The sequence below is a fragment of the uncultured Microbacterium sp. genome, assembly GCF_963521645.1.
GTDB lineage: Bacteria > Actinomycetota > Actinomycetes > Actinomycetales > Microbacteriaceae > Microbacterium.
The window spans coordinates 1-11441 of the sequence record NZ_CAUQVQ010000082.1 but is presented as its reverse complement, the minus strand read 5'-3'; the positions used below and the strand labels follow the sequence as shown (position 1 = coordinate 11441).

At 69.6% G+C, this 11441-nt stretch carries 9 protein-coding genes and 1 pseudogene; 4 read left to right on the top strand and 6 right to left on the bottom strand.

Going from position 1 to position 11441, the window contains the following annotated elements:
* Positions 1 to 351: pseudogene (locus RWO82_RS13195) on the top strand (MFS transporter); the annotation flags it as partial.
* A gap of 33 nt (positions 352 to 384) precedes the next feature.
* On the opposite strand, the gene RWO82_RS13190 reads toward RWO82_RS13195, so the two are convergent.
* The 4 genes from RWO82_RS13190 to RWO82_RS13175 form a co-directional block, all read right to left on the bottom strand.
* A complete protein-coding gene (locus tag RWO82_RS13190) occupies positions 385 to 3051 on the bottom strand; it encodes a penicillin acylase family protein (protein ID WP_399540848.1) in 2667 nt (888 codons plus the stop codon).
* 136 nt (positions 3052 to 3187) lie between these two features.
* A complete protein-coding gene (locus RWO82_RS13185) occupies positions 3188 to 5023 on the bottom strand; it encodes a YhgE/Pip family protein (RefSeq protein ID WP_314427852.1) in 1836 nt (611 codons plus the stop codon).
* Positions 5020 to 5727, bottom strand: a complete 708-nt coding sequence (locus RWO82_RS13180) for a hypothetical protein (protein WP_314427849.1) — start codon at positions 5725 to 5727, stop codon at positions 5020 to 5022. Before RWO82_RS13180 ends, RWO82_RS13185 begins: the two co-directional genes overlap by 4 nt.
* Entirely contained in the window at positions 5724 to 6341 is a 618-nt protein-coding gene (locus RWO82_RS13175; protein WP_314427847.1) for a helix-turn-helix domain-containing protein, read from the bottom strand. The genes RWO82_RS13180 and RWO82_RS13175 overlap by 4 nt, the downstream gene beginning before the upstream one ends.
* 167 nt (positions 6342 to 6508) lie before the next feature.
* On the opposite strand from RWO82_RS13175, the gene RWO82_RS13170 reads away from it, so the two are divergent.
* Positions 6509 to 7123, top strand: a complete 615-nt coding sequence (locus RWO82_RS13170; RefSeq protein WP_314427845.1) for a GntR family transcriptional regulator — start codon at positions 6509 to 6511, stop codon at positions 7121 to 7123.
* Between the two features lie 53 nt (positions 7124 to 7176).
* Here the strand turns inward: RWO82_RS13170 and argG are convergent, their stop codons facing one another.
* Together argG and RWO82_RS13160 are read right to left on the bottom strand one after the other, a co-directional pair.
* Positions 7177 to 8610 carry an argininosuccinate synthase gene (argG, locus tag RWO82_RS13165; RefSeq protein WP_314427842.1) on the bottom strand — a complete coding sequence of 478 codons (1434 nt, stop codon included), beginning with the start codon at positions 8608 to 8610 and terminating at the stop codon, positions 7177 to 7179.
* Between the two features lie 48 nt (positions 8611 to 8658).
* The gene (locus RWO82_RS13160; RefSeq protein WP_314427840.1) at positions 8659 to 9063 is read right to left on the bottom strand and encodes a helix-turn-helix domain-containing protein; all 405 of its coding nucleotides are present in this window, start codon (positions 9061 to 9063) and stop codon (positions 8659 to 8661) included.
* A 99-nt stretch (positions 9064 to 9162) separates the two neighbouring features.
* On the opposite strand from RWO82_RS13160, the gene RWO82_RS13155 reads away from it, so the two are divergent.
* Together RWO82_RS13155 and RWO82_RS13150 are read left to right on the top strand one after the other, a co-directional pair.
* Positions 9163 to 10539, top strand: coding sequence for an MFS transporter (locus RWO82_RS13155; RefSeq protein WP_314427837.1), 1377 nt, complete (start codon positions 9163 to 9165; stop codon positions 10537 to 10539).
* Positions 10540 to 10552: 13 nt separating this feature from the next.
* Positions 10553 to 11344: an NAD(P)H-dependent oxidoreductase gene (locus tag RWO82_RS13150; protein ID WP_314427835.1), complete on the top strand. Its 792-nt coding sequence runs from the start codon at positions 10553 to 10555 to the stop codon at positions 11342 to 11344.
* Positions 11345 to 11441: the final 97 nt, after the last annotated feature.

Below are 11441 nucleotides of genomic sequence, written 5' to 3'. Positions count from 1 at the left end.
GGCGCCTGCCTGATCTACGCTCTGGCGGCCGGTCTTCCTGCCTGGGCGGCGATCGCGGTGCTGGTGCTCGCCATGGTCGCGCACACGTTCGCGGAGATCCTCTCGCAGGCAGGTGCGTGGGGGCTCAGCTTCGAGCTCGCCGACCAGGTGCGCGCCGGCGCCTACCAGGGCGTGTTCGGCATGGGGTTCTCGCTCGGCGCGCTCGCATCGCCGATCGTCGTGAACGCCACGGCCATCACGTTCGGTTTCGCGGGATGGGCGATGCTCGCCGTGATCTTCCTCGCTGCGGCTTCAGGAATCTGGGCCATCGCGCGCCGCGCCGCGGCGGCGTCGACACCGGCCGCCGCCTGACGGGACGGTCGCTGCGTCGGCGCGCGAGCGCGTCTAGCCCGCCGGTGTGAGCAGCAGCGTCGAGGTCGTGGCGGCGTCGACGGCCTCTGCGGATGAGGCCCACGGGCGCTGCACGCCGGCCGCCCAGTCGGCGGTCTGGTCTGTGTAGTGCTCGTGGAAGGCATGGCCGGAGGCGCCGGTGAGGTGGATCCAGCTCGAGTCGTCGAAGTCTGCGAGGTCGACCACCATGCGCATCGAGGGCACGGTGGTGGTCGCGTACGACGTCCCCAGCTGCCACCCGGTCGCGTTGACCACCGAGGCACCGCCGCCCACCTTGTAGGGCCCGCGGTTGAACAGCGCCTCGATCGGCGCGATGCCGGATGAGCCGAACGTGTCGCTCGTCAGAGTGATCGCGTGCAGGTCGCCCCAGTTCCACGCATCGACGTTCGTGCCCTGCAGCGCCGACAGCTCGTCGTAGGCCTCCTCGGCGGAGAGGGCGAGCATCCCCTCCATGCTCGTGACCCCCAGCTGCGGGTTGGCCCACAGCCGATTCGACGGATCGTCGAGCAGGGAGGACATCACCGTGAAGAGCCGACCCTGACCGCCGATGGGCAGCGGCTCGTCGCGCTCGGCGAACACATTCTGCACCAGGTTCGACCACAGCACGTTCGCATACGCGGCCGGGGCGGACGACGGAGTGTTCTGGGCGTCCCACGTGCGCAGCAGGTCGATCGCCTCCTCTACTCCCGCGCCGTCGACCTCCACGCCGTCGAGCGCGGTGGTGAGACGCTTCCCGATCCACATCTCGCTGTCCATCTGGATGTCGCGCATGTCCTGCGCGGTGAGCGGCGCGACGGCTGCACGGCGCTCGATCAGGTCGACGATGCGGGCGGCACGGTAGCCGTGATCCCAGTCCTTCGAGAGGAAATAGCCGTAGTCGTCGGTCACGATCGCGTTGTTCGCGGTCACGATGTATCCCGATTCCGGGTTGTACGACACCGGCAGCTCCTCGAACGGGATGAAGCCCGCCCAGTCGTACGTGCTGTCCCAACCGGGCTGCGGCAGCCATCCGTCGCCTGCTCCGCGAACGGGGAGGCGACCGGGGGTCTGGTACCCGATGTTGCCCTCGACATCTGCGTAGATCAGGTTCTGAGCGGGCACGTCGAACAGCGAGGCGGCCAGGCGGAAGTCGTCGAAGTCCTGCGCGGTCGACAGAGCGAAGATCGCGGTGGCGGTCGTGCCGGGGTCGAGTGCGGTCCAGCGCAGACTCACCGCATACTCCGACGCCTCGCCGCCGACCGGTGCGGCACCTGCGCCGCCCGCGGCGAGCCCGGGTTCGGGGTCTTCGGCGATCGCGGTGAAGTCGTCCGTGAGGCCGGAGATGATCGGTCCGTGCACGGTCGATCGGATCGTCAGCTCGATGTCGTCACCGCCCGCGACCTTGATGGTCTCGGTGCGTGTCTCGAGCGGCACCAGCGCGCCGTCGCGCCAGTACTGGTCTCCGTCGATGCGCTCGACGTAGAGGTCGGTGACATCCGTGGTCAGGTTCGTGAAACCCCACGCGACCTTCTCGTTGTGGCCGATCACGATGCCGGGGAGGCCCGAGAACGAGAAGCCGCCGACGTCGAACGGGCACTCGGCGCTGACCTCCGAGCATTTCAGCTGCACCTGGTACCAGACCGAGGGCAGCGACGCCCCGAGGTGCGGGTCGTTGGCGAGCAGCGGTGCTCCGGTCTCGGTCAGATCCCCCGACACCACCCAGGAGTTGGAGCCGATGCCCTCGCCGACGTCGCCGATCAGGAGACTGGCTGCCTCGATCACTCCGGACGCCTCCTGCCAGTCGATCGTCGTGACGGCGTGCTGCATCTCGGCACCGTCGTCATCGGGCGAGAACGCGACGGGTTCGGCCGTCCCGAGGGCGGGAACGGTCGAGATCTCGGGGACGATCACGGGATTCTCGTCGAACGGATACCCCGGGTAGAGCTCGTCGAGGGTCGCTCGCGTCGTCGCGGCGTCGGACCCCTCGGCGAGTTGTGCGGCCAGCAGAGCGCGCTCGGTCTCGTCCTCGATGTTCGTGCGGAGGTCCCAGGCCATCGCCTTGAGCCAGGCGACCGAATCGGCGGGCTCCCAGGGCTCGGGCGAGTAGTCCGGATTCTGTATGCCCAGAACGGCATACTCGAGCGAGAGCTCTGCTCCCGACCTCGAAGACAGGTAGGCGTTGACGCCCGCGGCGTAGGCCTCGTAGTACCCGAGCGTCACGTCGTCCATCGCGGCGACCTCGGCCTCGGCGACCGCCCGCCAGCCGAGTGTGCGCAGGAACGCATCCGTCGCCGCCTGCGACTCGCCGAACATCTCGGCGACGCGGCCCGACGTGACATGCCGGCGGAAGTCCATCTCGAAGAACCGGTCCTGCGCGTGCACGAAGCCCTGCGCGTAGAAGAGGTCGTCGGTCGAGTCGGCCGTGATGGTCGGGACCCCGAGCGCATCGCGCTGCACGGTGACCTGGGCCTGGAGGCCGTCGAGAGCGATCTCACCGTCGGTCTGAGGGAACGAGCGCTGGATGGTCCAGGTCACGAAGAACGCGCAGGCCACGGCGACCACGACTATGCCCGCGACGACGAGGAACGCGATGCGACCGATCCGGGCTGCCAGGGGACGGCGTGCGACGCCGCCCGGAGACGAGTGCGGAGCGTCGACGAGCTCCGTCGAATCGGCTGTCATCATTGAGAACTCTTTCGGAGTGGAGGAGTGGGACCCAGTCCCAGGGGGGCCCAGAGTGCGTGTCACGACCGCACTCCAGGCATCCTATCCACAGCGACCGACGTGCGGGACCCCACGCGGGATTCCGCACGCCGACTCATCCGATCAGGCTCGGCTGCAGGTCGCGCAGCGTGCGCCTGTGCGTCATGCGCGTCACTCCGATGGCGGCGAGGGTGAGGGCGCCGACGAGCCACATGCCCAGCACGGCAAGATCCCAGCCCGCGCGGGCCAGGTCGCCGCCGTACATGAGCTGCCGCATCGCGTCGACGACGTAGCCGAGAGGCAGCACGTGATGCAGGGCCGCGAGCGGGGTCGGAAGCGTCTGCCACGGGAAGGTCCCTCCCGCTGTGACGAGCTGCAGCACCATGAGCACGAGACCGAGGAACTGGCCGACCGAGCCCAGCCACACGTTGAGAGCCAGGATGATCGCCGCGAACGTCGCCGAGGCCACGATCATGACGCCGAGCGTGCCGACGGGGTTGTCGAAGGTGAAGCCCAGCGTGATGGCGAGGATGCCCATGAGCCCCAGCATCTGCACGCCGCCGAGCATCGCCGGCGTCAGCCAGCCCGCGAGCGTGACGCGGATCGGCGAATGCAGCGCCGTGACGGCGCGACGCGAGATCGGCTTCACGATGAGGAACAGGGCGTAGATGCCGATCCAGGCCGACAGCGCGGCGAAGAACGGGGCGAGGCCTGCGCCGTAGTCCTCGGCGGAGGCGACCTTGTCGCTCGAGACCTTCACGGGGTCGGCGATCGTGTCGGCCTGCTGGGAGCGCAGCTCGGGAGTGGATTCCGGGATCGCCGTGACGCCGTTCGACAGGCCGTCGCGCAACTCGGCGGTGCCGCTGGCGAGGGTTCCGAGTCCGTCGCGCAGTTGCGCCGCGCCGTCGTTCGCCGAGGCCGCTCCTGCGGCCACCGTGCCGGCCCCGGATGCGAGTTGAGACGCTCCGGATGCCAGGGCGGCGGCGCCGTCGGCGAGCTGATCGACCTTGCCCACCGCCTCCTGCACCGAGGCGTTGCCGCTCTGCAGTCGGGTGGCGAGGGGGTCGAGCGTCTGGAGCACCTCGTCGATCTGCTCGGGGGAGAGGCCGCGGTCGGTCAGCACGGTCGAGATGTCGGTGCGCACCTGCGGCAGCGCATCCGTGGCCTCCTGCACGACCGACCCTGCTCGATCGGCGACGTCGGCGAGCTGGCGGTTTCCGTCGCTCACCTGCTGCGCGCCGGAAGCGAGCGTGTTCGCGCCCTCGGCGAGCTGTGCCGTGCCGGCGGCGAGCTGCGCCGTGCCGTCGGCCAGCGTCGTGCTTCCCGACGAGGCCGTGTCTGCACCGTCGGTGAGCCGGGTCGCGCCGTCTGTGGCCTCGATGAGCTTGTCGCGCACATCGCTGAGGCCGGTGAGGAGGCGTTCAGCGGCCTGGGTCCCCACGGTCTGGGCCACAGAGCTTCGGATCTTCTCGACCGCCTGCGTTCCCATGGATGAGGCGAGGTAATTGTTCGCGTCGTTGGTCTCGAGCTCGATGCGCGCCTGATGCGGGTCATCTCCCGCGGCGGAGGTGAGCGCGGTCGAGAAGTCCGCAGGAATCGTCACGGTGAAGTCGACGGCGCCCTGCCGCAGCGCATCCGCTGCCTCGTCGACGCTCATGCGCTGCCAGTCGAAGGCGTTGCCCTCGATCAGGTTGTCGGCCACGTCTTCGCCGTAGTTGACGGTCTCACCCGTCGGCGCCTCGGTGCCCGCGGTGGGCTCGGGAGCACCCTGGTCGTCGACGACCAGGGCCACCGGCACCTCGGGGAACTTGGCGTAGGGGTCTTGATTGGCCCACAGATAGAGACCGCCGTAGAGGATCGGGACGCACACCAGCGCGATCAGCGCGATGACGCCCATCTTGCTGGCGGTCAGGCGGCGCAGCTCCGCAGCGATCATGGCGGGAACCTTCATCGGTCGGCTCCGTTCTCCGTCGGGTCCTGGTCGGGGTCGGGTTCGGGGGTGGAGGTGGGCTGCGCCAGTACGAGCGGGTCGATCGGACCCGAGGCGTTGATGGCCTCGAGTTCGTGCATGCGCTCCAGTGCCACGGCCGCTGAGCCGCCGACGATCACGAGCATGGCGTAGCCGCGGTCGGCGAACTCCGATGCGATGCGCCACCAGCCGTCGGGGCTGCCGCCGTGGCGGTCCGGGGCGACCAGCACCACAGCCTGCGTGCCCTCACGCAGAACGGCCAGCTCGCACATGATGCGCACGCGAGCGGCAGGGTCGACATTGCCGATCGGCCAGCCCGCGAGCTCGCCGAACCCGAGCCGGTTCAGCCACCGCCGCGCGTGCAGCGGTGTCGCACCGACGCCCGCGAACATGAGCTCCTCGCCCACCACTCCCGCGAGCGTGATGTCGGGGTGCGGGTCGCTGACGTCGGGCGCATCGACGAGCGCGACGGTGCGGCGCAGCATCCGATTGTCCGCCGTTCCGTCGATCGTGACGCGTCCGGTGTCGGGCTTCATGCGCCCGCTCGCGATGAGGCCGAGCACGGTCGGTCGCTGCTCGGTCTCGGCGATCGCGAAGCGCACCGCGCCGGTGTGGAACTCCAGACTCATGGCCGGCAGCGCCTGGCCGTCCTTGCCCTTGCTGACATCGTGCAGGGCGATCTTCATGCGCCGACCTCCTCGACCAGCTCCGGGTTCGCAGCGAGCAGGGCGTCGGCCTCGATCCATGAGAGCCCGGCGATGCTCAGCAGGGTGCGCACGGCGAGGTCGGCCGCTCCTGTGCTCGACGCATCGGTGCGGGAGACGACCGTGCGCGCGACCTCTTCGATCAGGCGCGCGAGAGTCGGGGCGGCGAGGTCGGTGCGGAAGCTGCCGTCCTCCTGTCCGCGGCGCACGAGGGCTGCGACGCTGCGTCGCAGCGGAGCGAGGGCGTCGGCGGTGTGCTCGACGTGCGCTTCGTCGAGAGCGATCGCGGCGGCGACCTGCACGTGCGCGGCCTCCTGCCACAGTCGGCCCGCCAGGCGGGCGAGGGCCATGCGGGGATCGGAGTCGGTGACCGACTCGGCGATCGCGTTGAAGCGCTGCGCGCCGCTCACGATGAGTTCGCGGATCAGCGCGTCGCGGTCGTCGAAGTGCCCGTAGAGAGTGCGGCGCGAGAGGCCCGCGCTGCGGGCGATCACGTCGATCGAGGCGCGGGGGTCGAGGGCCAGGGTCGCGCGGGCGGCATCGAGGATGCCGGCGCGATTCTCGACCGAGTCGCGGCGGGGTGCACGGGTTGTCATGAGTACATGGTACTTAATCTGCACACGAGTGTGCAAGATAATCGAGACCCGCGCGAAATCTTGAGCCCATCGCGTCATATATCGATACGCCGGTGGTCTTGATGAGTGGAGGAGCACCTGCTCTCGACACATTCCAGAAGGGGGACCGGTCGATGAGGTTCCACAGCATGCAGAAGGCGACGCCGCCGTCGCTCGCCGGCATCGTGTTCCAGCACGTCGGGCAGCAGATCATCACGGGCGAGCTGGCTGCCGGCGACTCGATCAGCGACAACGCCATCGCCGCCGCGCTGAACGTCTCGCGCACCCCGGTCAGGGAGGCGCTACAGCGTCTCGAGCGGATCGGCATGATCGAGTTCGCCCCCAGCCGCTTCACGCGGGTGACCTCACTCGCGCCCGAGGACGTCTCTCACTGGCGCGAGTACGTGGGGCATCAGCTGTCCGCGTTGGTGAGGACGGCTGCCGCGCGGTTCACCGAGGATGCGAGGGCGGAAGCCGCCGACCGGGTCGACGCGATCGCCGCCAGGGTCGACGACTCCGCGCATCGGGCGAGGGCGTCTGCGGAGCTGTATGCGCACCTCGCTGCGCACTCACGCAACGACGTGCACCAGATGATGTTCCACGAGACGTCGTTCGCGATGATCCGGGCTCTGGGTGCGTGGGTCGTCGACTCCGAGCTGTCCGCACAGGTCGCGGGGTCTCTCGACCGCCTCAGCGCGGCGCTGCGCGCCGGCGACCGTGAGGCTGCCGAACGCAGCGCACGAGCGGCCTATCTCGTCGAGTGACCGAAGACCACCGACTCCGCGATGCGGGTCGGTGGTCGCGGTGTGCTCTCGTGTCAGTCGGTTCCGGAATCGAAGGCAGCGCCCTCGGAAGCCGTGTCGACGGCGTCGGCGAACCTCTCGTCGACCTCTTCGACCGATCCGGTGATCTCGCTCGACTCGCCGGCGGTCACGCGACCGACCAGTTCGCCCGTCGCACCGCCGATGAGGCCCAGGCCCGCGTACTGCTCGAGGCGCGAGCGGGAGTCGGCGATGTCGAGGTTGCGCATGGTCAGCTGGCCGATGCGGTCGACCGGGCCGAACGCGGCGTCGCCGACGCGCTCCATCGACAGCTTCTCCGGGCCGTACGACAGGTTCGGCGAGGTGGTGTCGAGGATCGTCCAGTCGTCACCGCGGCGCAGGCGGATCGTCACGGTGCCCGAGATCGTGAGGCCGACCCAGCGCTGGATCGACTCGCGCAGCATGAGCGACTGCGGCTCGAGCCAGCGGCCCTCGTACATCAGGCGACCGAGACGGCGGCCCTGCTCGTGGTACGTCGCGAGCGTGTCTTCGTTCAGGATGCCGTTGACGAGGCGCTCATAGGCGATGAACAGCAGCGCCATGCCCGGGGCCTCGTAGATCCCGCGCGACTTCGCCTCGATGATGCGGTTCTCGATCTGGTCGCTCATTCCGAGGCCGTGGCGCCCGCCGATGGTGTTCGCCTCCATGACGAGGGCGACCGGGTCGGTGTGCTCGACACCGTTGATGGCGACCGGGCGACCCGCCTCGAAGGTCACCGAGACGTCTTCGGTCTCGATCGCGACCGAGGGGTCCCAGAACTTCACGCCCATGATCGGGTCGACGGTCTCGAGCGAGACGTCGAGGTGCTCGAGGGTCTTCGCCTCGTGCGTCGCACCCCAGATGTTGGCGTCTGTCGAGTAGGCCTTCTCGACCGAGTCGCGGTAGGGGAAGTCGTGGGCGACGAGCCACTCGCTCATCTCCTTGCGGCCGCCGAGTTCGGTGACGAAGTCGGCGTCGAGCCACGGCTTGTAGACGCGCAGGCGCGGGTTGGCCAGCAGGCCGTAGCGGTAGAACCGCTCGATGTCGTTGCCCTTGTAGGTGGAGCCGTCGCCCCAGATGTCGACGCCGTCCTCCTTCATGGCGCGCACGAGGAGCGTGCCGGTGACGGCGCGGCCGAGGGGCGTGGTGTTGAAGTAGGTGCGTCCGCCCGAGCGGATGTGGAAGGCGCCGCACGACAGAGCGACCAGACCCTCTTCGACCAGGGCGGTCTTGCAGTCGACCAGACGCGAGGCCTCGGCGCCGTACTCGAGCGCACGGCCAGGGATCGACTCGATGTCGTCTTCGTCGTACTGCCCGAGGTCTCCGGTGTACGTGTACGGGACGGCGCCCTTGTCGCGCATCCACGCGACGGCGACGGAGGTGTCGAGTCCTCCGGAGAAGGCGATGCCGACGCGCTCGCCGACGGGAAGTGACTGGAGGACCTTGGACATGCTTCCCAGTCTATCGGCGGCGTGTCGGCTGTTTCAGACGGGGCCCGCTCACCGGACGTCGACGGCCTCGAGGGTCTCGGACTCTGCGGCGACGCGCTGCAGCTCACTCCGCTGATGCGCCGCGTATCGACCGCCCCACTCGGTGAGCGCATCGACGAGCGGCATCGACCCTCGCCCGAGCTCGCTCAGGCGGTACTCGACCTTGGGCGGGACCTGCCGATAGACGGTGCGGATGACGAGTCCGTCGTCCTCCAGTTCGCGCAGCTGGCGCGTGAGCACGCGCGCGGTCGGCTCGTCGAGCAGTCGGCTGAGTTCGCCGAACCGCAGCACCTCGTGCTCGCCCAGGAGGCTGAGGATGCTGGGCTTCCACGCCCCGCCGAGCACGGCGATGGAGATCTCCGCGTCGCACGCGTCGCCCCATTCGCGGATGATCCGCTCCGTCTTCTCACGCATCGAATCCGCCTTTCGTCGCCTGATGGTATCCGAACTGTAAGTATGTACCCTGTATGACCGTACTTGTTCTGAGTGTACTCAGGCCACAAGACTGTGGGGGTGACCTCTTCGATCCCTGCGGCAGCCACGCGGACGCGCACGACCCGTCATCCCTGGCTCGCCATGATCCCGCTGCTGCTCGGGATCCTGATCGGCGCCCTCGCGATAAGCAGCGTCGCGACGGCGTTGCCGGCGATCCGCGGTGACCTCGTGCTCAGCGACAGCGGTGCGCTCTGGCTCGTCGACGTGTATGCGCTGTCGCTGGCCGCGACTCTCGTCGTCGCCGCGCGGATCGGCGACGCGTTCGGTCGCAAGCGGATCGTGCTGCTCGGGCTGGCGGGTTTCGCGGTGCTCAACGTCGTGGGCGGACTCGCCCACGACGGGCTGCTGCTGATCGTCGTCCGCGCGCTCCTCGGCGTCGCCGAGGCGTTCGTCGTAGCGGGCGTGGTCGCCACGATCGGAGCCCACTATCAGGCGCGGCAGAGGGTGCTGGCCTACGGGCTGTGGACCGCGACCTTCGGTGCCGGAAGCGCGCTGGGGCCCGTGCTCGGCGGGATCGTGACCGAAGGCCCGGGATGGCGCTGGCTGCTGCTCGGCAGTGTGCCGCTCGCGGTGGTCGCCGGCGTGCTCGCGATCTGGCTCGTGGACGATTCGCGCAGTTCCCGGCGGCCGTCGTGGGACGTTCTCAGCATCGTGTCATCCATCGTCGCGCTCGGCGCTCTCGTCTACGCGCTGCACGAGGTGCTCGCCGCCCCCGTGCCCGCGGTCATCGCCGGGGTGGTCGCAGCGGGGGCGCTGGTGTTCTTCATCCGCCGTCAGCGGGCCCTGCGAGAACCTCTGATCGACATGCGACTCTTCCGCGTGCCGGGATTCAGTCCCGCGATCGTGCGCATCGTGGCGAGCAGCGGCGTCTCGTCGGCATCCGTGCTGCTCGTGAGTCTGCACCTTCAGGACGAGAGGGGTCAGAGCGCCGCCGCGGCCGGGATCGCCATCCTCCCGCAGGCGGTGGCGACCGCGCTCGGCGGGGTCCTCGCCCCCGTGCTGCTGCGATGGCTGAGCTCGACCGCTCTCACCGTGCTCGCGCTCGTCGTGCAGGGCGCGGGACTCGTCTGGCTCTCTGCGGGGGTGGGCCCCGTCGCCGTGCCGCTCGTGCTCGTGGGGGCGGGCTTCGGCATCGCCGCGACGCTCGCGGCCACGACTCTCTTCGACGTCACCTCGCAGGACGACGCGGGGCAGGTCGGCGCCATCCAGGAGGTCGGCTTCGCTCTCGGCGGGGGTCTCGGCATCGCGGTGCTCGGCACGATCGCCTCGATCGTGGGTGCCGCGGGCTTCACGATCGCGCTCGTCGTCGCGGCCGGCATGGTGGTCGCCGCTGCGCTCCTGCCGCTCACCAGACGCCTGCCCCCGGCCGCGATCCCCGTCCACGAAGACCGCTGAAGAAAGGCCACACGTGTCCGCATCACGCCCGACCGTCCACTGGATCTACGCCCACCCCCAGGAGAACTCGTTCAACGCACGGCTGTTCCGCGACGGGGTCGAGGCACTCTCCGCCGACCACGACGTGGAGGTGACCGACCTCTACCGGCAGCGGTTCGACCCGGTGCTCGCCGCCCCTGACCTGGGCGACCCGCGAGGAAGGGAGGGCAATGTCGCCGATCTCATGGGGGAGGCCTATGCCTCGGGGCGTCTGCCGGCGGATGTGGCCGAGGAGCAGCGCAAGCTCCGGGCGGCCGACCTCGTCGTGCTGCAGTTCCCGCTGTGGTGGTACGGCCCGCCGGCGATCCTCAAGGGGTGGGTCGATCGTGTGCTGACCAACGGCTTCGCCTTCGGTCCGTCCGACCCCGAGACCGGTCTCCCGCTGCGCTATGGCGAGGGCCCGCTCGCCGGGCGCCGCGCCCTCGTGATCGTGACGGCCGGAGAGGACGACCGCTCGATCGGCGAGCGCGGTGTGAGCGGAGACCTGGACTCGCTGATGTTCCCCCTCACGCACGGCACGCTCTGGTACACCGGCATCGAGCCGCTCGACCTGCACGTCGTCCACGACGCCGACGGGCTCGCGCCTGCGGACATCGACCTCGAGAGTGCACGGCTCGTCGAACGACTCGCCGGCATCCGCGACGAGTCGCCGAGCAGCCCATATCGCCGACTCCGTGACGGCGACTACCGAGGAACCCGAGCGCTCCGAGCAGACCTGCTGCCCGGGCGCACCGACCTCGGCATCCACCGTGTGACGGCCGACTGAACCTCCGGCATCCCGCGACCGCATCCGGACCCGGGCCGCGGGCCGCGCGAGATCCGGTGAACGGCGCGAGAAGCGGATGCGGGGTGCGTGCGCGTGC